16 protein-coding genes and 1 pseudogene are annotated in these 20832 nt (G+C 72.8%); 1 reads left to right on the top strand and 16 read right to left on the bottom strand.

The window, feature by feature from the left end; all coding sequences use genetic code 11:
• Positions 1-72: 72 nt before the first annotated feature.
• The 11 genes and pseudogenes from cysD to xylB all read right to left on the bottom strand — a co-directional run bounded on the left by cysD (position 73) and on the right by xylB (position 12980).
• Complete coding sequence (cysD, locus tag E4198_RS01315) at positions 73-1032, bottom strand: sulfate adenylyltransferase subunit CysD (protein ID WP_136181494.1); 960 nt, start codon at positions 1030-1032, stop codon at positions 73-75.
• Positions 1029-1583, bottom strand: coding sequence for an adenylyl-sulfate kinase (gene cysC, locus E4198_RS01310; RefSeq protein WP_136181493.1), 555 nt, complete (start codon positions 1581-1583; stop codon positions 1029-1031). The genes cysD and cysC overlap by 4 nt, the downstream gene beginning before the upstream one ends.
• A 47-nt stretch (positions 1584-1630) precedes the next feature.
• Positions 1631-2812 carry a glycosyltransferase family 4 protein gene (locus E4198_RS01305; RefSeq protein WP_136181492.1) on the bottom strand — a complete coding sequence of 394 codons (1182 nt, stop codon included), beginning with the start codon at positions 2810-2812 and terminating at the stop codon, positions 1631-1633.
• Complete coding sequence (locus E4198_RS24735) at positions 2809-3285, bottom strand: hypothetical protein (protein WP_210732756.1); 477 nt, start codon at positions 3283-3285, stop codon at positions 2809-2811. The genes E4198_RS01305 and E4198_RS24735 overlap by 4 nt, the downstream gene beginning before the upstream one ends.
• Positions 3282-4193, bottom strand: a complete 912-nt coding sequence (locus E4198_RS01300; RefSeq protein WP_168711344.1) for a sulfotransferase — start codon at positions 4191-4193, stop codon at positions 3282-3284. Before E4198_RS01300 ends, E4198_RS24735 begins: the two co-directional genes overlap by 4 nt.
• A gap of 163 nt (positions 4194-4356) precedes the next feature.
• The gene (locus tag E4198_RS01295) at positions 4357-5787 is read right to left on the bottom strand and encodes a lipase maturation factor family protein (RefSeq protein ID WP_136181491.1); all 1431 of its coding nucleotides are present in this window, start codon (positions 5785-5787) and stop codon (positions 4357-4359) included.
• Between the two features lie 41 nt (positions 5788-5828).
• Positions 5829-7097 (bottom strand): extracellular solute-binding protein, encoded by a 1269-nt coding sequence (locus tag E4198_RS01290; RefSeq protein ID WP_136181490.1) that lies wholly within the window; start codon positions 7095-7097, stop codon positions 5829-5831.
• 221 nt (positions 7098-7318) lie between these two features.
• Positions 7319-8685: pseudogene (locus E4198_RS01285) on the bottom strand (carboxyl transferase domain-containing protein).
• On the bottom strand, positions 8678-10150 hold the full coding sequence (locus E4198_RS01280; protein WP_136181489.1) for an acyl-CoA synthetase: 1473 nt from the start codon (positions 10148-10150) through the stop codon (positions 8678-8680). The pseudogene E4198_RS01285 and the gene E4198_RS01280 overlap by 8 nt, the downstream one beginning before the upstream one ends.
• A gap of 154 nt (positions 10151-10304) precedes the next feature.
• Positions 10305-11501 carry an ROK family transcriptional regulator gene (locus E4198_RS01275; RefSeq protein ID WP_136181488.1) on the bottom strand — a complete coding sequence of 399 codons (1197 nt, stop codon included), beginning with the start codon at positions 11499-11501 and terminating at the stop codon, positions 10305-10307.
• A gap of 33 nt (positions 11502-11534) precedes the next feature.
• Entirely contained in the window at positions 11535-12980 is a 1446-nt protein-coding gene (gene xylB, locus E4198_RS01270; protein WP_136181487.1) for a xylulokinase, read from the bottom strand.
• Positions 12981-13102: 122 nt separating this feature from the next.
• Here xylB and xylA point away from each other — a divergent pair, with 122 nt between their 5' ends.
• A complete protein-coding gene (gene xylA, locus E4198_RS01265; RefSeq protein WP_136181486.1) occupies positions 13103-14278 on the top strand; it encodes a xylose isomerase in 1176 nt (391 codons plus the stop codon).
• A 116-nt stretch (positions 14279-14394) separates the two neighbouring features.
• On the opposite strand, the gene E4198_RS01260 is transcribed toward xylA, so the two are convergent.
• The 5 genes from E4198_RS01260 to E4198_RS01240 form a co-directional block, all read right to left on the bottom strand.
• The gene (locus tag E4198_RS01260) at positions 14395-15198 is read right to left on the bottom strand and encodes an amino acid ABC transporter ATP-binding protein (RefSeq protein ID WP_136181485.1); all 804 of its coding nucleotides are present in this window, start codon (positions 15196-15198) and stop codon (positions 14395-14397) included.
• 5 nt (positions 15199-15203) lie between these two features.
• Positions 15204-15995 (bottom strand): amino acid ABC transporter permease, encoded by a 792-nt coding sequence (locus E4198_RS01255; protein WP_247597500.1) that lies wholly within the window; start codon positions 15993-15995, stop codon positions 15204-15206.
• Positions 15992-16783, bottom strand: a complete 792-nt coding sequence (locus E4198_RS01250; RefSeq protein ID WP_247597840.1) for a basic amino acid ABC transporter substrate-binding protein — start codon at positions 16781-16783, stop codon at positions 15992-15994. Before E4198_RS01250 ends, E4198_RS01255 begins: the two co-directional genes overlap by 4 nt.
• Positions 16784-17034: 251 nt before the next feature.
• Positions 17035-17502, bottom strand: a complete 468-nt coding sequence (locus tag E4198_RS01245) for an ATP-binding protein (protein ID WP_247597499.1) — start codon at positions 17500-17502, stop codon at positions 17035-17037.
• Positions 17503-17781: 279 nt separating this feature from the next.
• The gene (locus tag E4198_RS01240; RefSeq protein WP_247597498.1) at positions 17782-20673 is read right to left on the bottom strand and encodes a glycoside hydrolase family 2 TIM barrel-domain containing protein; all 2892 of its coding nucleotides are present in this window, start codon (positions 20671-20673) and stop codon (positions 17782-17784) included.
• Between the last annotated feature and the right edge of the window lie 159 nt (positions 20674-20832).

The following is a 20832-nucleotide window of genomic DNA, read 5'->3' as shown; positions in this document are numbered from 1 at the left end:
CGGCCGAAGGGCCGCCCGGCTCGGCCGGGCGGCCCTTCGGCCGGTTCACGCCTCTGAGCGCCTGAGCGCCGTCTAGAAGTATCCCTCGCGCTTGCGGTCTTCCATGGCGGCTTCGGACATCTTGTCGTCGGCGCGGGTGGCGCCGCGTTCGGTGAGGCGGGAGGCGGCGATCTCGGTGATGATCGCGTCGTTGGTGTCGGCGTCGGAGTCGACGGCGCCGGTGCAGGACATGTCGCCGACGGTGCGGTAGCGCACGGTGCGGGTCTGCAGGGTGGTCTTCTCGGTGTCGGTGGGGCCGCCCCAGTCGCCGGCGGAGAGCCACATGCCGTTGCGGGAGAAGACCTCGCGGCGGTGGGCGTAGTAGATGGCGGGGAGTTCGATCTTCTCGTGGCCGATGTACTGCCACACGTCGAGTTCGGTCCAGTTGGACAGGGGGAAGACGCGGACGTGTTCGCCGGGGGAGTGGCGGCCGTTGTAGAGCTGCCACAGTTCGGGGCGCTGGCGGCGGGGGTCCCAGCCGCCGAATTCGTCGCGGAGGGAGAAGACGCGTTCCTTGGCGCGGGCCTTCTCCTCGTCGCGGCGGCCGCCGCCGAAGACGGCGTCGAAGCGGTTCTTGTCGATGGCGTCGAGGAGGGGGACGGTCTGGAGGGGGTTGCGTGTGCCGTCGGGGCGTTCGCGGAGGGTGCCGTCGTCGATGAAGTCCTGGACGTGGGCGACGTGGAGGCGGAGGTTGTGGCGTTCGACGGTGGCGTCGCGGTGGGCGAGGACTTCGGGGAAGTTGTGGCCGGTGTCGACGTGGAGGAGGGAGAAGGGCACCGGGGCGGGGGCGAAGGCCTTGATCGCCAGGTGCAGCATGACGATGGAGTCCTTGCCTCCGGAGAAGAGGATCACGGGGCGTTCGAACTCCCCGGCCACCTCCCGGAAGATGTGTACCGCCTCCGACTCCAACGCGTCCAGATGCGACAACGCGTACGGCTCGTCGGGCAGTTCCGCGCCGTACGGGCCCTCCTGGCCCGGGACGGCCGCGCTCATGCCAGGCCCCTCTCGGTCAGCAGGGCGTGCACCGCGCCGGCCGACTCCTCGACGCCGCGGCCACGGGTGTCCAGCCGCAGATCGGGCGCCTCCGGCGCCTCGTACGGGTCGTCGACGCCGGTGAGACCGGAGATCTCCCCGGCGGCCTGACGTGCGTAGAGACCCTTCACGTCCCGCTCGGAGCACTCCTCGACCGGGGTGGAGACGTGCACCTCAAGGTAGGTGGTGCCCGACGCCTGGTGACGCTTGCGGACGGACTCCCGGCTGTCCGCGTACGGGGCGATCACCGGGACGACCGCGATCACCCCGTTGGAGGCGAGAAGCTCGGCCACGTAGCCGATCCGCTGCACGTTGGTGTCCCGGTCCTCGCGGGAGAAGCCCAGCCCGGCGGTGAGGAAGGTCCGGATCTCGTCCCCGTCCAGCACCTCCACCCGGCGGCCGTCGCGGGCCAGGTGGTTTGCCAGCGCGCGGGCGATCGTGGTCTTCCCCGCACTGGGCAGGCCGGTGAGCCACACGGTGGCCCCCCGCCGGTCGTCGCCGGCTGCGTTCATCGGTTACCCGTCCTTGGCTCTCGGTCAGTCCCGCCCGGAGGCGGTGATCAGTCCCGCCCGGGGGCGGTGAGGAGTTCGGTGAACAGCGTCTCCCACTGCGGGTGCACCGCGGCGGGGGCGTAGTTCTGCGCCGTCTCCAGCGCTGCCGTGCCCATCTTCTCGCGCAGTGCCTTGTCGTCCATCAGGCGGATCAGCGCGTCGGCGAGGGCGTCGATGTCCTCCGCCGGTACGAGCATGCCCTCCTGGCCGTCGGTGAGCACGTCGGCGGGGCCCGTCGGGCAGTCGAAACTCACCACCGGCAGGGCGTGCGTCATGGCTTCGATCATCACCATCGGAAGCCCTTCGAAGCGCGAACTCAGCACGTACATCGAGGACTTGGCCAGCTCGTCGTCCAGTGCCTTGGTCTGGCCCATGAGCAGCACATGGTTGTAGAGGTGGTGCTTCTCGATGAGCGCCCGCAGCTGGGCCCGCTTCTCGCCGTGGCCGAAGATGCGGAGCTGCCAGTCGGGGTGCCGCTCGGCCACCTTCGCCCATGCCGGGATCAGCATGTCGAAGCCCTTCTGCGGGGCGAGCCGGCCGGCCGCGACCGCGACCTTGCGGGACCAGTCGGACGGCTGCTGGTCCATCGAGTGGACGGCGTTCGGAATCCGCACCAGACGGGTGTCGGGAAGAAGCTGCCCGTAGTCCTCCCGGTCCCGGTGGGTGAGTACGGCGACCGCGTCGAAGCTGGGGTAGTGCTTCTCGATCGCCGCGACGACGTCCTTGCGGTGCACCGACAGGTTCATGTGCTCCTGCGCGACCCGCACCAGGTGACGGGGCGCGTGGTGCGCGGCGAGGATGTTCAGCGCCGGCCGGGTGGTGACCAGGATGCCGTCGGTGAGCCCTTCGAGGTACGCGCCGACCACGACCTCGACGTACCGGTTGAAGTACCGCACTCCGAACTCGCCGGCCGGGACGAGCTCCGGGTCGGTGTGGGCGAGCGCGATGTCCTCCGGGTTCTTGAGGCCGTCCTTCCAGCCCTGGGCGCCGGCCCTGGCCTCGCGGCCGTCGATCAGGGAGGTGACGGCGACCCGGTCGTCCAGCGGGAACTGGATCTCGTCGCGGTGCCTTATGACGCTGACGATCTCGATGTCGTGACCCGCGGCGACCAGGGTGTTGGCCTGGTTCATCACGGTACGGATCGTGCCGCCGGTGCCGTAGGCGTGCAGCAGCAGGTAGCGGATCTTCATCGGACCATCCACTCCGTCCGCTCGAAGGGCAGCTCGTCCGGGCTCAGCGGCAGGTCGCCGGGGACGCACTCGACGGTCAGGTCGTCGGCGTTGCTGTAGACGGGGCGGACCACCGTTCCGTCCTCGTCCTGGGCGGACTGGCCGGGGAAGACGAAGATCTTCCTCTTGCCCGCGATGTCGTCCAGGTGCCTGCCGACCGTCAGCGTCTCCTCGTCGTCGCCCGAGGGTGAGAGATGGAGGTCCCAGACGGCCTTGTGCAGTCCGTCCAGGGCGAGGTCGTCGACCGGCACCGAGGCGTCGAACGCGGTGCCGTCCAGCCGCACGTCGTAGCGCAGCCGGTACTTCTCATGCCCGCGCAGCGCCAGTACGAGCTGCCATCCGTCGCCTCCGGGCTCGCGTCCGTGGACCGAGCCCACCAGTCTGATGCGGCCGTCGCGCGGCCACACCTCGTCGATTTCGGCGTGGGGTTTCATGCGGAGTGCGCGCCCTCCGCATCCTTGGTGTAGCCCCAGGCCTCACACATCGGGCGGAGCAGCTCGGGGACCTCGTCGAGGGAGGGCAGCTCCCGGCCCGGCTGCACGCTGCCGCTGAGGATCTTCTCCCGCCAGTCGCCCAGACCGCGCTTCATGTCGCTCTTCTCACGCTGGCCGTACTCGAGCATCTGCGGCTCGAACTCCAGGTCGAGGAAGGAGCAGATGCCCTTGAGGGCCTGCTCCGGGTCGGCGGTGAGGTCCTCGTAGCGGACAAGGTGGCCGGTGAGGCCGCCACGGGCCCGCTCGACGGCCTTCATGTAGCGCAGGGCGTCGGCGGTGGCCTCCTCCTCCGAACGCTTCTCCGGGTCCGACTCGTGCCAGGAACGGGCGATGGAGGCCGGGTGGCGGAGCAGGAAGATGTAGCGGGCGTCCGGCCAGCAGGCGGCGATGCGCTTCCAGGCGAAAGCGTTGCTCGGCGTCTTCTCGACGATGAACTCGCCACCGTGCTTGACCAGTTCACGGTGCATGACCCTGTCCCACAGCAGGTGCTCCAGGTCGGCGGTGTCCAGGTCCAGGGCATCCATGGCCTTCTTGGAGATGGACGTGCCGTACCCGACGCTCAGCCGGCGGATGTGGAGCTCGTGCGGGGCGTGCAGCTTGGAATGGCCGCCGACGAGCACGCGCAGCAGGGTGGAGCCGGAGCGCACCGGCGACATGATGAAGACCGGCTTGCGCAGCAGGCGGTCGAGCTCCGGGTTCTTCGTCTCGCGGAACCCGATCGGCTTGGGCCGCGGAGCCTTCTCGGCTGCCTTCGGCTTCGGCTTGGCGGTCTCCGGGATGGACGCGCGCCGGATCTCGAAGCCGGTGGCTTTGCGCAGGGATGTGTTCAGTGTCCTTCGAAGGCTCATTGCGGCAGGCTAGGCATGTTGCAAATTCGTGGTCAAGCTGCGGCCTCCGGGTGAAACTCCTGATTCGGTGCCAATCGTTCACGGCCGGCTCCGCGGGGGTGCTCCAGCCGCTGGCCCAGGGGCCGCGGAGGCCCGTCCGGCACCGCGCAGATCCGGCCACGAATCACCGGAACGGGTGACGTGTCGTGGCGGGCGCCCGTACGGGCGAGAGGTATTCGCGGACCAGGGTGCGGTGCCACCACAGGCCCGTCTCCCGGCGCTCGGACCTGGTGGTGAACCGGTAGCGGTAGAGCAGCGCCCGTACGTGCGTCGGCGCGCCGTCCGGGAACGGGTTGCGGCGGAGCAGCCGCAGGGTGTCCGGATCCGACCGCAGCAGCCGCAGCACGAACGCGTCGAACCAGCCACGGGCGTACGCGGGGGAGAGCGCGGCGAACCACATCATCCAGTCCAGCCGCAGGTGGTACGGAGCGTACTGCCGCGGCCGACGGCGCGGGTCGCCGGGCTTCCCGCGGAAGTCGTACTCCCGCCACACGGTGTCCTCGTCCGGGTGCTCGGCGTCCGTCCCCTCGAGCACGATCTCCTGGCGCACCCGCGTCACGCTGCCGAACGCTCCGTAGGTGTTGACCAGATGCAGGGGGTCGAACGAGCGGTTCATCCGCTGCCGCGGGGAGGTCAGGTTGCGGACCGGGCGGTAGCTGAGCACGGCCACCAGCACGGTCAGCGCGCACACCAGGGCGGCGAACCACAGCGGCGTGGCGCCGTAGGCGCGAGGTCCGGTCACCAGCGAGGTGTCCAGCGCCGCGCACGCGATCACGACGGTCAACCAGTTCAGCCAGGCGAAGTTCCCGGACAGCACCAACCACAGCTGGGTGACGATCATCAGCGCGGCGGCCGCCCCGGCGACCGGCTGCGGGAGCAGCAGCGCGAACGGCACCAGCAGCTGCGTGACGTGGTTGGCGGCCACCTCCACCCGGTGCATGCGGCGCGGCAGCTGGTGGAAGTGCCAGCTGAACGGTCCCGGCATGGGCTGAGTCTCGTGGTGGTGGTCCAGGCAGGTCAGCTCACGCCAGCAGTGGTCGCCCCGCCACTTGATCAGGCCCGCACCGAACTCCACCCGGAACAGCAGCCAGCGCAGCAGCCACAGCACCAGCACGGGCGGTCCGACGGAGTCGTTGCCCAGGAAGACGGCCAGGAATCCCGCCTCCAGCAGCAGCGACTCCCAGCCGAAGCCGTACCAGGTCTGCCCCACGTTCACGATCGACAGGTACAACGCCCACAGCACCGCCCACGCCGCCATCGCGGCCCCGAGCGGCACGGCGTCCCCGGCGCCCGCCGCCAGAGCGGCGGCCAGCGCCGCGCCCGACCAGGCGACGGCGGCGAAGAAGCGGTCGGAGAAGTGCCACTGGAACAGTCCGGGAGCGCTCCGGAACGGCACCGCGCGGACGAACCGGTCCGCGGGCAGTATGCCCTTCTCGCCGATCAGCGGACGGAACTGGAGCGCCGAGGTGAGGAAGGCGACGACGTAGAGCAGCGCCAGGCCGCGCTGCGCCATCTCCCGGGCGAGCCAGAGCTCCGGTGCCGTGAACCAGTCCATGGGCGACGGGTACCACCGGGAGGCGCCGGGCTCACCGCGTCTCAGCCGGTGCCGTTGAGCACCCGGCTGATGGTCGCGGACGCCCGCTGCGCCGCAGGGCGCTTCGCCTCGCCGCGCAGCACGGCGGTCATGTAGCGGGTGATCGGGTTGTCCGCCTCCAGCGCGCCCCAGGACGGAGAGGCGGGGACGGTGTGCCCGTGCTCGGCCGCGCGCGCCATGGCCTCCGCACCCGGGTCGCCGTCCAGTGCGCCGGCGAGCCTCGCCTTGTTCGGCACGTAGCTCATCTCCCCGGCGATGCGCCGCTGCCACCGGTCGCCGGACAGCAGCTTGACGAAGGCGTACGCCTCCTCGTCGAGGCCCTCGCCGTCCGGCATGATCAGCACCGAGCCGCCGGTGAACACCGCACACGGCTCGTCCGGCTTCTCGCCCGGGACGGGGAAGAAGCCCAGCTTGCCCTTCAGGTCCGGGTTGGCGTCCGTGATCAGGCGCGCGCCGCCGGGCACGGTGATCAGCTGGGCCACGCGGCCCTCCGCGAACACCTGCTCCTGGTCCGGGTTCGCCTCGTCGGAAGCGGGCGGCGCCTCCCCGTGGGACTGGAGTTCGCGGTAGAAGTCCATGGCCCGCAGCGCCTGCGGGGTGTCCAGGGCGCCGCTCCACCGGCCGCTGCGCTCGTCGGCCAGTCGGCCACCCTCGTCCCACACGAAACCGGCCAGCACGTACCAGTTCCGGCCCGGCAGGTAGATGCCCTGCTGGCCGGGCGGGGCGTCCAGCGCGGCCGTCGCGGTCAGCCACGCGTCCCGGGTGCGGGGCGGGGAGTCGATCCCGGCCGCCTCGAACAGGTCCTTGCGGTAGACCACGACCCGGTTGGCGGCGTAGAACGGGACGCCGTACTGGAAGCCGTCCACCTGGCCGGACGCCCCGAGGGCGGGCAGCCACTCGTCGCTGCCCAGGTCCATCATCCGGATGGTCAGGTTCTGCACCTTCCCCGTCTGCACGTACTGCGCGACCTGCGTGTTCCCGACCTCGATGACGTCGGGGCCGTCGCCGGACCGCAGCGCGGCGGTCACCTTCCGGTCGATTCCGGGCCACTGCTGCACGACCACCTCCACCTCGACGCCCGGGTGCCCGGCCTCGTAGTCGCGGACCAGGTCGCGGGTGAGGCCGTCGGTGAGGCTGCCCTCCATCAGCCACACCGTCAGCGTCCGGCCGTCCTCGCTCTCGCCGATGAGGCCGCAGGCGGCGAGCAGGGCGCTGCTCAGGGCGAGCGCGAGGGCACGGACGGCGCCTCTCCTCCGGTACGAAACGGGCATGGCTCCCCCAGGGAAGGTCGCACGGGTGCCGCCGGACGGGCGGGTGGCGGCGCGGACTGTGGGGGGCTGACGCACAGCTTTGGCATAGACCAATGCCGGGGTCAAGGGGGATGCCGGGACGACATCCCCGCGCAACCCGCGCCGCACCGGGCCGGACCTTCCGGCGACGCCTGAACCCGCCCGGCGGAAGCGGGCGGGTTCAGGCGGGGGGTCGTGCGTGCTCAGGCGGGGTCGACGATCCCGCGGGCGGCGCCGAGGGCGACGACGTCCTGGGGACGCAGGCGCAGCTGATCGGCGGTCTCGCGCACCCGCCCGCCGTCCCGCTTGAGGACGGCTGCGGCCGACTCCGGCGCGATGACGGAGAAGTACGCCTCCGGCACCAGCCACGTGTGGCCGGGTGCGGCCAGCGCGAGGGCACCGCCCGAGCCGCCCTCGCCGACGACCAGGGTGGTCACCGGCACCCGGGCCTCGGCCACGGCCGCGAAGCACTCGGCCACCGCCGGGCCGGTCCCCGCCCGTTCCGCCTCGCCGTCGCCCGCCGCACCGGGCGTGTCGACCAGCGTGAGGACCGGCAGCCCCAGCCGGTCCGCGAGCCGGACCAGACGCGCCGCCGTGCGGTATCCGGCAGGGCGGGTCGCGGTGCCCAGCTGCGCCGCGTACGCCGCCGTGGTGCCGTCCGGCAGGCGGCCGAGGCCGCAGGCGACGCCCTGGTCGTCCCGGCCGCCGCAGCGGTCGCCGCCGATCTCCTCGCGCCGCGTGAAGTACGCGTCCAGATAGGCGCCCGCACGCGGCCGTCCGGCGGAACGGGCGCGCTCCACCGCCTCCCAGCCGGTCGCAGGCGGGGCGGCCGGCCGCAACGCCGGGGGCGGCTCCAGCCGGTCCCCGGGCGGCCCGACGAGCAGTGCCAGCCAGCGGCCCAGGGCGCTGCGCACTTCCCCGGCGGGCAGCAGCCGGTCGACGTGCCCGGCCGCATACTGCCCCTCGGCCGTGTACGCCGCCGGGTCCGCGCCTTCCGGCCGCACGCGGGAGCCGGCGAAGGCCACCTGCGCGCCCTCGACGGCCAGCACCACGTCGGCGCCGGACGCCACGGCGGCCCAGCCGCCGCCGGTCGTCGGATGCCGGGCCACCGCCAGCTGCGGCACGCCCGCGGCACGGGTGAGCGCGCACTGCCGTGCCACGCGCTGGAGCTGGGACAGAGCCCGCATGCCTTCCTGCATACGGCTGCCGCCGGTGGCGATCAGCGACACCAGCGGCAGCCGGCGCTCCCGGGCCAGGACGTGTGCCGCCTCGATGCGGGCACCCGTGCGCTCCCCGAGGGAACCGCCGAGGAAGCCGAATTCGAAGGCCAGCAGGACCGCTTCGGTGCGTCGACCCGTCCGGTGCCGAGCACCACCGACTCCGCCTCCCCGGTGCGTGCCCGCGCCTTCCCCCGGGCCGCGCCGTACCCGGGCCAGCCCAGCGGGCCGTCGTCGTCCGCGGTTCCGGGTGCCGCCCAGGACTCGGGCGGCGCCTCGGCGAAGCCGTCGGCCAGGCCCGCCAGCAGCTCGCGGGCCGGCACGTCCGCCGGGGCCTGCGGCCGGTCAGGCATCGAGCGCGCGCTTGAGGATCTTGCCCATGTCGTTGCGGGGCAGGGCGTCCAGGTAGCGCACGCGGCGCGGCCGCTTGTGCGGGGCGAGGAGTGCGGAGACGTGCTCGGCCAGTTCGCGTTCGCCGGGCGGCGAGGCGGCGTCCCGGGGCACGACCCACGCCACGACGCGCTCGCCCAGGTCCGGATCCGGTTCGCCGGTCACGGCGGCCTCCGCCACACCGGGGTGCTCCAGCAGCGCGTTCTCGATCTCGCCCGCGCCGATCTTGTACCCGCCGCTCTTCACCAGATCGGTCGACTTGCGGCCGACGAGGGTCACCGCGCCCGCCGCATCGGTGGTCGCCATGTCCCCGGTGCGGAACCAGCCGTCCGGGGTGAACGCCGCCGCGGTGGCCTCCGGGCGGTCCAGATAGCCGGTGAACAGCGAGAGACCCCGTACCTCCACCTCGCCCACGGTCTCGCCGTCCCGCGCCTCCAGCGGCGCACCTGCCTCGTCCACCAGCCGCAGCTCCACGCCGTCCAGCGCCGGCCCGACCGTGCCGGGCCGGGCGGGGCTCAGGGACCGTCCGTCGTCGGCCAGGCGCACGCTGGTGTTCATCAGCGTCTCCGTCATCCCGTAGCGCTCGACCACGTGACGGCCGGTCGCCTCGGCGATCCGCTGGTGGTCGCGCAGCGGCAACGGCGCGGACCCGGAGACCAGCAACCGGGCCCCCGACAGGGCGCTGACCAGCTCCCGGTCGTCGGCCACGGCCTCGGCGAGCCGGTGGTACATGGTGGGCACGCCGAACAGCATCGTGCCGGGACCGGCCAGTTCGCGGGCCACCGCCGTCACGTCGAAGCGACCCAGGTGGTGCACGGCGCCGCCGCGCCGCAGCGGGCCAAGGACGCCCAGCACCAGGCCGTGCACATGGAACAGCGGCAGGGCGTGCACCAGTACGTCGTCCGCCGTCCACCCCCACGCGCCGGCCAGCGCATCCAGGGTGTGCGCGACGGCGCGGCGCGGGATCACCGCGCCCTTCGGCGGACCGGTGGTGCCGGAGGTGTAGACGACCAGCGCGGCTGTCTCCGGCCCCGGCTCCTCGGGCGCGGGCACGGCGGCCCCCGGTGTCGCCCCGGTCGTCAGGGACACGTCCACGCGGGGCAGCGTGTCGGGGCCCTCGGGGAGCACGTCGCCGGACGTGGCGAGGACCAGCGCCGGGGAGCTGTCGCCGAGGATGTGTGCCAGTTCCCGGGTGCCGGTCCGCGGGTTCAACGGCACCGCGGGTACGCCGGCCCGCAGCGCGGCGACCACGGCGACCGCCGTGTGCGGGGACGGTGTCGCCCAGACGGCGACCCGGCCGGCCCCGGCGATCTTCTCCGCCAGCGCCGCGGACGCGGCGTCCAGTTCGCCGTACGTCAGGACGTCCGGACCGAACCGCAGGGCGGTCCGGTCCGGGCTCTCGCGCAGTGCTGGGAAGAGGGACGACACCGGTACTCCTTCACAGGTCGCGGGTGCGCATGCCGCGCGTCGGCAGGGCGCGGTCTCGCAGGTGAGGGACGTCTGCGCCCTCAGCATCGCACGGCGGCCGACGCCCGGGGCCCGGTACGCAGTCCGCCGTGCGCAAGTGCAGGGAAGCTCCCGGTCACGCCCGGGCGGGGGCGTACGCCATCGGGTCGTCCAGCACGGCGCGCACCACCGAGCGGGCCGCGCCGAGCACCGGCCCGTCGGTGCCGACGGCGGAGGTGAGGAGCCGCGGCAGGGGGGCGGGCGCGGCCTGACGGGAGGCGAGCTCTCCGGTGAGCGCGGGGATCAGGAAGCGTCCGAGCCCCGCGAGCTCCCCGCCCAGCACCACGGCCTCCGGGTCCAGCAGGTTGACCGTGCCGGCCAGAGCGACACCGAGCGCCCGTCCGGCGTCCCGCAGCGCCCGCAGCGCGGCCGCGTCGCCCTGCGCGGCCCGTTCGGCGAGGACGGCCGTCCGGCTGCGCGGGGAGGCGTGCCCGGCGGGCAGTCCGGCCGCCCCCAGCAGGGCCTCCTCCCCGGCGTACTGCTCCAGGCAGCCACGGCCCCCGCAGCCGCACGGCCTGCCTTCCGGTACCACGGGCACGTGGCCCAGCTCGCCCGCGAACCCGCGGGCCCCGCGCAGCAGTTCGCCGCCCAGCACGACCGCGCCGCCGATGCCGATGCGGGCGGAGACGTGCACGAAGTCGGCCGGGGCCTCCGCGCCGCCGTGCCAGAGCTCCGCCAGCGCGCCGAAGTTGGCCTCGTTGTCCACGGTTAGCGGCAGCGTCGGGGGCAGCCGGGGGCGCAGGTCGGTGGCCGGCCAGCCCAGGTTGGGCGTGCGGACCACCCGGGTGGAGTCGCGGCCGACCAGTCCCGGCACCGCCACGGCGAGTCCCGCCGGCGCCAGTCCGTGCCCGGCCGCCCCGGCGGCCGTCTCCTGGACCAGTGCGGCCAAGCGCGCCAGCACCTCGTCGGGGTCGGAGTCGCGGTGGTCGCCCTCCACCTCGGCGCGGGCGCGGACCCGGCCGCGCAGGTCGAGGGCGACCACCGCCAGCCGGTCCACGCCGACGTCCGCGCCGATCCCGCACGGTCCGTGGTCGCCGACGTCGAGCGCGTGGCCCGGGCGCCCCACCCCGCCGGTACGGCCCGGCCCCAGCTCCGTCAGCAGCCCGCCGCGCAGCAGTTCGTCGACCAGTGTGGAGACCGCGGCCCGGGTGAGCCCGACGCGGGCGGCGATGCCCGCCCGGGACACGGGGGCCTGTTCGGCCACGGTGTGCAGGACCCGGGAGAGGTTGCGGCGCCGCATCTCCTGCTGCGAGTTGGGGGCGGAAGCGGGCATCTGGTCCTCCTGCGCGCTGCGGCCGGCCGATGGTCAGGAGCCGGGTCGGCCCAGCAGCGCTCCCGCGCTCCCGAGCGTCGCCGTCAGCCGGTCGAGGGTCTCCTCGTCGCGCTGCACCGCGGGGTAGGCCGGGCCGTCGGCGGTCGCCCAGCGGCGGGCGACCGCGGCCGGGTCCTCGCCCATCAGCAGTCCGGCGGCCTGCGCAGCCGCCCCGAGTGCCACCAGTTCCTGCGCCCGGGGCACCTGGACCGGCCGCCCGGACAGGCGGCGCACGGTCTCCCGCCAGGCGGTGCCCTTCGCGCCGCCGCCGATCAGCAGCAACGGGGCGTCGGGGCCGCCGTCCGGTGCGGCTTCGTCGCCCAGCACCTTCTCCAGGGCGTCGAGCAGGGTGAAGACCGCGCCGTCGTAGGCGGCCTGGAGGATGTGCCCGCCGGTGGTGTCGTGTCGCAGGCCGTGCAGCAGACCGGACGCGTACGGCAGGTCGGGTGTGCGTTCGCCGTCCAGAAAGGGCAGCAGCGTCGCCCCGCCGCCCGCCTCGACGTCCTCGCGCTCGCGGCCCAGGAGGGCGGCGACCCGGTCCACGGCGAGGGTGCAGTTCAGCGTGCAGGCCAGCGGCAGCCAGCGGGTGCCGGCGTCGGCGAAACCGGCGACCGTGCCCGTGGGGTCGGCCGGCCGCGTGCCGGAGACGGCGTAGACGGTGCCGGAGGTGCCCAGGCTGAGCACTGGCTGCCCGGGACGCAGACCCAGCCCGAGCGCCGCCGCCATGTTGTCGCCGGTGCCGGGTGCCACCAGCGCGCCGGAGGGCAGCGGCAGCCCGTCGCGGACGGTGCCTGCCACTTCGCCGTGGCCGACCACGCGAGGCAGCGCCGCGGGGGAGAGGCCGACGTGGTCGAGGGTCTCCGTGTGGTACGTGCCGGTGTCGGACGCCCACCAGCCGGTGCCGGAGGCGTCGCCGCGGTCGGTGGTGCCGGTGCCGGTCAGCCGCTCGGTGAGGTAGTCGTGCGGCAGTCGTACGGCAGTGGTGGCCGCTGCGGCCTCCGGCTCGTGCTCGGCGAGCCAGGCCCACTTGGTGACGGTGAAGGACGGCGCGGGCACGCTCCCGGTCCGGCGGGCCCAGCCTTCCGGGCCGCCCAGCTCCGCCAGCAGTCGGTCCCGTTGGGGCGCGGACCGCACGTCGTTCCACAGCAGGGCCGGACGGACCGGTCTGCCGTCCCGGCCGAGGGTCACCAGGCCGTGCTGCTGGCCGGCCACGGACACCGCCGAGGCCCGCCGCACGGCCGGGCCGCACTGCTCCAGCGAGGAGGCGAGGGCCGTCCACCATTGCTCCGGGTCGGACTCCCGGCCGGACGTCGCGTCCACGGTGTGCGGGGCCTGCCCCCGGGCGACGACCCGGCCGGTCGCCACGTCGACGACCAGCGCCTTGGTGGCCTGGGTGGAGCTGTCCACGCCGACGACGAACGGCCCTTCGGGTGCGGCCATTGCTCCCTCACCTCTTCCTCCCGCGGGGGTCCTGCCCGCATACTAGTTTGTCAACGGGCATGACGAATAGAGTCCCGAAGCCCCCGGAACCGGCGGAACCCCGAACAGGAGAGTGCTGCACGATGAGCTACCGGCCGACCCCTGAGGACAGGTTCAGTTTCGGTCTGTGGACGGTGGGCTGGCAGGGCCGCGACCCGTTCGGCGACGCCACCCGGCCCGCGCTCGACCCAGCCGAGTCCGTGCGCCGTCTCGCCGACCTGGGCGCCTGGGGCGTCACCTTCCACGACGACGACCTCATCCCGTTCGGCTCCCCGCAGCCCGAGCGCGAGCGGCACGTGCGGCGCTTCCGCGCCGCGCTGGACGAGACCGGCATGACGGTGCCGATGGCGACCACCAACCTCTTCACGCACCCGGTGTTCAAGGACGGCGCCTTCACCGCCAACGACCGCGACGTACGCCGCTACGCCCTGCGCAAGGTGATGCGCAACATCGACCTCGCCGCCGAACTCGGCGCGCGCACCTATGTCGCCTGGGGCGGCCGGGAAGGCGCCGAATCCGGCGCCGCCAAGGACGTCCGCTGCGCCCTGGACCGGCTGAAGGAGGCATTCGACCTCCTCGGCGAGTACGTCACCGGTCAGGGCTACGACCTGCGGTTCGCCCTCGAACCCAAGCCCAACGAGCCGCGCGGCGACATCCTGCTGCCCACCGTCGGGCATGCCCTCGCCTTCGTCGAACGGCTGGAGCGGCCAGAGTTGTTCGGCGTCAACCCGGAGGTCGGCCACGAGCAGATGGCCGGGCTGAACTTCCCGCACGGCGTCGCGCAGGCGCTCTGGGCCGGCAAGCTGTTCCACATCGACCTCAACGGCCAGTCCGGCATCAAGTACGACCAGGACCTGCGCTTCGGAGCCGGCGACCTCCGCGCGGCCTTCTGGCTGGTCGACCTGCTGGAGAGCGCCGGCTACGACGGCCCGCGGCACTTCGACTTCAAGCCGCCGCGCACCGAGGACTTCCAGGGCGTGTGGGCGTCGGCTGCCGGCTGCATGCGGAACTACCTGGTGCTGCGCGAGCGGGCCGCCGCCTTCCGCGCCGACCGGGAGGTCGCCGAGGCGCTGCGCGCCTCGCGACTGGACGAGCTGGCCGGCCCCACCCTTGAACCGGGCGAGACGCCGGCCGGCCTGCTGGCCGACCGCGCCGCGTTCGAGGACTTCGACCCGGACGCGGCCGCCGAGCGCGGCATGGCCTTCGAGCACCTGGACCAGCTGGCGATGGACCACCTGCTGGGTGTGCGCGGGGGCTGAGACCGCCGGTCCCTTCCACATCGACGACGGGACGCCGCACACCGGTTCCCGCCGGTGCGCGGCGTCCCGTCGTCCAGCGGACGGCCCTTGCAGGAGGGACTGTCCGCCGGACAGGCCTAGTCCGGCAGGTCGGCCGCCGCCGGGTCGAGCACCCGGGAGAGGAACTCGCGGGTCCGCGCGTGCTGCGGGTCGACGACGACCTGCTCGGGCGGGCCCTCCTCGACGATGACCCCGCCGTCCATGAAGACGACCCGGTCGGCCACCTCACGGGCGAAGCTCATCTCGTGCGTGACCACCAGCATGGTCATGCCCTCCGCGGCGAGGCGCCGCATCACCGAGAGCACGTCGCCGACGAGCTCCGGGTCGAGTGCCGAGGTCGGCTCGTCGAACAGCATCAGCTGCGGGTCCATCGACAGCGCCCGCGCGATGGCCACCCGCTGCTGCTGACCGCCGGAGAGCTTCGCCGGGTAGGCGGACTCCTTCTCGGTCATGCCCACGCGCTCCAGGTTGCGGCGGGCGACCTTCCGCGCTTCGTCCTTCTCCCGTCCCAGCACCCGGCGCTGGGCGATGGTGAGATTCTCCAGCACCGTCAGGTGCGGGAAGAGGTTGAAGGACTGGAACACCATGCCGATGCCGCGCCGGACCCGGTCGATGTCCACGTTCTCGTCGGTCACCTCGGTGCCGGCCACGGTGATCGTGCCGGAGGTGGGCTCCTCCAGCAGGTTCACGCACCGCAGCAGGGTGGACTTGCCCGAGCCCGACGGCCCGATCACGCACACCACCTCGCCCCGGCGCACGTCCAGGTCGATGCCGGTCAGCACCTCCAGGTCGCCGAACGACTTGTGCAGGTCCACGATGTGGATGGCGGTGTCCCCGTCGGCGGGGGAGGCGTGCTCCGTCTTCGTCACGGCGTCCTTCATGCCGTTCACCTGGCCTTCGCGGTACGGGCCTCCAGTCGGCGCACCAGGTGGCCGAGCGGGAGGGTGATGACGAGGTACAGCAGTCCGGCCAGCAGGATCGGGGTCATGCTGCGGTTCTGGTTGAGCGCGTCCCGGCCGAACTTCGTCAGCTCGTAGCCCGACAGCGAGAGCCCCAGCAGGTACACCAGGGAGGAGTCCTTGGTGAGCAGGATCAGCTCGTTGGCCAGCGGCGGCAGGATGATGCGGAAGGCCTGCGGGATGATGATCGAGATCATCGCCCTGCCCTGCGACATGCCCAGCGAACGTGCCGCCTCCGCCTGGCCCTTGGGCACCGCCTGGATACCCGCCCGGATGGTCTCCGCCATGTAGGCGGCGCCGACCAGGCCCAGCGCCAGCATCACGGTGACGTACTGGTTGATGGACACCTGGAAGGCGAGCGGAACGCCGAAGCCGAGCGCGATGAACACCAGCAGGGCCGGCACGCCGCGGAAGAACTCGATGTACCCGATCGCCAGCCACCGGTAGGGCGGCACCTGTGACAACCGCATCAGGGCCAGCACCAGACCCAGCACCAGACCGAACCCGAAGCCGAGCGCGGTGTAGAGAAGGGTGTTGACCAGTGCGGTGGTGATGATCTCCGGGAACTGCTCCCGGGCCACTTCGAGATCGAAGAAGGCCTGGTGGATCACGTTCCAGTCCGCTACCAGCGCGATCACGATCACCACGACCACCAGCACGGCGTACTGGGTGGTGCGGATCGCGGTGGTGCGCTGGCGGCGGGTCAGCCGTCCCGTCACTGGGCGGACTCCGGAGCCTTGCCGAACCACTTCTTGTAGATCTTGTCGTAGGTCCCGTCCGACTTGATCTTCGCGATGACGTCGTTGACCTGCTTGCGCAGCGCGTCGTCGCCGGTCTGCACGCCGATCCCGTACTGCTCGCCGGTGTCGAACTCCGTGGTGACCTTGGTCTTCGGGTTCTTCTTCACATAGTCGAAGAGGGCCCCGTTGTCGTGGATGGCCGCGTCGACCTGGCCGGTCTTGACCGCCGTCAGCAGCAGGGCGATGTCCTCGAACTCGACGATCTCGACGCCGTCGCCGTTGTCCTGGCCGTACTTGGCGCCGGTGGTCGCCTGCTGCACCCCGAGCTTCTTGCCCTTGAGGTCCGCCATCGAGGCGTAGTCGTTCTCCTTCTTGACCAGCAGCGCCTGGGTGGCCTCGAAGTACGGGTCGGAGAAGTCCAGGTTCTCCTCCCGGGTGTCGGTGATGGTCATGCCCGCGGCGGCGACGTCGCACTTGTTCGCGTTGAGGGCCTGACCGGACTGGATGCCCTCGAAGGGGGTGTCGACGATCTCCTGCTCGACGTCCAGCTCCTTCGCGACGGCGTCGACCAGGTCGACGTCGAAGCCGACGATCTGGTTGCCCTTCTTGAACTGGAAGGGCGAGTACGGCAGGTGGGTGCAGGTGGTGAGCTTGCCGGCCTTGACGAGCGATATCTCGGTCCCGTCGCCGGCGCTGGTCTTGGTACTGGTGCACGCCGTGGTGGCGGCGAGCAGACCGAAGGTCGCGGCTGCGGCCAGCAGGGACAGCGACCGGCGGGACGTCGGGTGGGCGGACACGGTGCCTCCGTCAGGGTGGGTTCCTGGGCGACCCTGCCGTACCGGGACCTCGACGGCGTCGTGGGTGACGCGGGCTCCGGGAAGATCGGCAAGGTTGCCGCGCATCCTGCCATCGCAGCAGCCCCTCGGAGCCCTCGCGTGAGGTTGCGACCGGATAACACCGCAGTTCGGCGCCCCGTGGTGATGCCGTCGCTACGCGGGGGCGTGGCGAGAGGGCAGGGTCAGGCGGGGGTGCGCACGCAGGGGAGTTCCGCCCACACGGAGTTGCCCTGGTCGCCTACGTCGGGCCGTACGCCCCACTCGTCGGCGAGCACGCTCACCAGCAGCAGGCCCCGGCCGCCCTCGCCGTCGGCGTCCGGGGTGCGGGGGGTAGGGAGTAGTCGGCGGTGGGCGCCGCCCTCGTCGGTGACCTCCAGGCGCAGCCGTACGCCGATCATCCACAGCTCGCAGCCGACCTTGTCGCTGTCGGTGTGCCGTACGGCGTTGGTGAAGAGTTCGGAGACGAGCAATTCGGCGTCGTCGCAGGACTCCTCCGCCACGCCCCAGGCGCGCAGGCGCCGCTGCACCAGCCGCCGCGCCTCGGAAACCGAGGTCTCCCGGGCGGGAAGGTGAAAGGCGTCCCTCAGCGGCCGCGTGCCGGTATTGCCGCCGCGGTGCGCTAGGGAAGGTGCCTCATGGGGGGAAGCCACCGGTCCACTATGGGGGCGCGAGTGGCGTATGGCAAGGAACAGGCTGCAAATGGCAGAACTGTCCCGGGGCGTTCCGTCACACTCCCTTCTCCGGCAGTGAAAATGCCTGGTCGTGGCGGCTTTTCGGGGTGGGACGCGCGGATTACCGGAAAGCCCCATTGTGGGGAAATTCGGGCGTACTTCCGCCGCGTTTCAGGCGTTCTGCGTTGTGAGGCATCCCACAGTTCCTCTGAGGGAAAGCCTGAAGTCCGCGTGCAGAAGACGTGCAGGGGTCTTTTCCTATTCAACGAATTGCGCGGTGAAGCGCAGCGAGAAAACGGCCGGCGCGGGATCGAGGCGGTGGACCGGCAGCACGCCCGGCCCGCAGGAGGCGGAGCCGAGCCCGTGCTGGGCGTGGTCCAGGTGCACCCACACGGTGTCGCCCGGCGTCAGGTCGGTGGTGTGTGCTGCGGCGTCCAGCTGTTCGCTCGTCCACCGCCGGGCGCTGAACCAGAACCTCTCCGGCGCCCCGGTGATCCGGACCCCAGCCCCGCCGTCCGGGCGCTCCCGCAGCTCCGCCCAGCGCACGCCGGGCCGCGCGCCGTTCTCCTGCGGCCGCACGTACGGGGTCTGCAGGGCGTCGACCGGCGCCCGCCAGCGGCCCACCTGGGCGGCGGCGCACGCGTCCGGGTAACCCTCGCCCGGTCCGCCGCCGAACCACTCCGCGTGCCCGAAGCGGGCGGGCAGCCCGAACCGTACGCCCAGCCGCGGCAGCGGGCACGGCCAGTCGCCCTCCGGGGCGACCGTCACCGTCAGGCGGACGCCCGCGCCGTCCGCGGCCCAGCGGTAGGCCGTGCGCAGGCCGAGGCCGGTTCCCGCCGCGGCGACGCGGGTGCGGACGGTGAGGCCGTCGTCCAGGTGCACTGCGTCGGTGCGGTGGTGCACGCGATGCAGCCCGAGCTGCCGCCACTGCGCCGCCGTCCTGCTGGGCTGCCGGGCCCCGCCCTCGTCGTTGTCGGTGGGGGCCCGCCACACGTCCAGGCGGGGCGGGCCGGTGAGCGGCAGTCCGCCCAGGGCAGCGAGGGCACCGGTGCGGGCGTCGAAGACGGCCGGGCCCAGAAGCACGGACGTGCCGTCCCGGCGGGGCGCCCGCGCCGGGGTAGGTGCGGGTTCCGGGGCCGGGGGTGCGGCCGGGCCGGGAACCTGGGCCCAGGCCACCCGGTGTCCGCGCGGCGCCCATGCGGTGTCCGCCGCCAGGCGGGCGGTGACGGTCCACCACGCCTCGCCGTGCAGCGCGTGGTCCGGCGGCGGGGGGAGCCGGAGGCGGACCGACGCGCCCGCCTGCAGCGGCGGCACGTCCAGCGCGCCGGCGCCGACCTCGACCCCGTCCACCGCGTACGTCCAGTCGAAGGCCAGGTGCGAGAGGTCTGCGAAGTCGTACAGGTTGGCGACGGTCAGCTCACGGTCCGTTCCGTCGTGCCCGGTCATGCGCACCGGCTCGACGACCTTCGCGTACTCGGTGAGTCCCGGTGAGGGGGTGCGGTCGGGGAAGACCAGGCCGTCGCACACGAAGTTGCCGTCGTGCAGCTCCTCCCCGAAGTCCCCGCCGTACGCGAAGTACTCCCGCCCGTCGGCGGTGCGGCGCAGCAGTCCGTGGTCGATCCACTCCCAGACGAAGCCGCCCTGGCAGCGCGGGTGGGCTTCGAACAGGCGCTGGTACTCGGTCAGGCCGCCGGGGCCGTTGCCCATCGCGTGGGCGTACTCGCAGAGCAGGAACGGTTTCGCGCCGGGCTCCTCCGCGCCGCCGATCTCGTCGACCTCCTCGTGCGCCGCGTACATCTGGCTGTGCACGTCGGAGTCGGGGTAGGCGGGGTCGCCCTCGTAGTGCAGCGGCCGGCCCGGGTCGCGCTCGCGCATCCAGCGGGCCATCGCGGACAGCCCGGCGCCGCTGCCGCACTCGTTGCCCAGCGACCACATCACCACGCTCGGGTGGTTCTTGTCCCGCTCCACCATGCGCCGCGCCCGGTCCAGCAGGGCGGGCGTCCACCGCGGGTCGTCCACCGGGTTGTTCCGCCATCCGACATGGCGGAAGCCGTGCGTCTCCACGTCGCACTCGTCGATCACCCACAGGCCCAGCTCGTCGCACAGGTCGAGGAAGGCGGGGTGCGGCGGGTAGTGGCTGGTGCGGACGGCGTTGAGGTGGTGTCGTTTCATCAGCTCCACGTCGCGTCGCATCGTCGCGACGTCCAGCGTCCGCCCGGTGGCGGGGTGGAATTCGTGCCGGTTCACGCCGCGGAAGAGCACCCGCCGCCCGTTTACCCGCAGCAGCCCGTCCTCCACCACGACGGTCCGGAAGCCGAGGCGCAGCGGGACGGTCTCGCCCGGTGTGCGCAGCGTCGCGTTGTAGAGGCGCGGCGTCTCGGCCGTCCACGGCTCCACCGGCACCCGCACGGTCTCGCCGGTGGCCGTCTCGACACCGAGTTCCGGCACCGACACCCGTCCCCCGGGTGCCGCGTCCACCCGCAGCGTGCCGGTCCCGTCGTGGTGGTCGTACCCGGCGTGCACGAAGACGTCGGACACCGCACCGGGCGGGCGGTGCAGCAGGGTGACCTCGCGGAAGATCCCCGGAAGCCACCACATGTCCTGGTCCTCCAGGTACGTGCCCGCCGACCACTGGTGCACCCGCACGGCGAGCACGTTCCCGCGGCGGCGCAGCAGCTTCCCGACCTCGAACTCGTGCGGCAGCCGGCTTCCCTGGAAGGACCCCAGGCCGGTGCCGTTGAGCCAGACCCGGGCGCAGGACTCGACGCCGTCGAAGCGCAGCACGGCCGACCCGTGGTCCGGCCAGGCGGCGGGGAGGTCGAACTCCCGCCGGTGGTCGCCGGTCGGGTTCCCGTCCGGCACCCGCGGCGGGTCCACCGGAACGGGGTAACGGGTGTTGGTGTACGCGGGGGCGCCGTGGCCCTGCAGCACCCAGTGGCCGGGCACCCGCAGCGTCGTCCATCCGGGTGCCGCGCGGGGGTCGAAGTCGTCCCTCCTGAACGGCGCATCCCGCGGCGCGCGGTCGTGGAGCCGGAACGCCCAGGTGCCGCCGAGGTCGAGCGACGCGGCGTCCGACGTCCTCCACCAGGCGCGCGGCGGCAGCGTTCCGTGCGCCGGGGTCACGTCCTCGAAATACGGAATGCCCGACAATCCGCCTCCTTCTGAACGGCCGTCACCGGGAGGTTCCCCAGTTCGTTGTCCCCGAGACACCTTTCGGCTTTTTTGGCATGGACACTTCTCGAATCCGGGACCCGCTGCTACTACTGAGTACGGCAGAAGTTCCCTCCATGCCACCCCCACCATGAGAGG

It is taken from the genome of Streptomyces sp. RKND-216, assembly GCF_004795255.1.
Classification (GTDB): Bacteria; Actinomycetota; Actinomycetes; order Streptomycetales; family Streptomycetaceae; genus Streptomyces; species Streptomyces hazeniae.
Note: the sequence above shows the minus strand (reverse complement) of the source record. Positions and strands in the feature narration are given on the sequence as shown.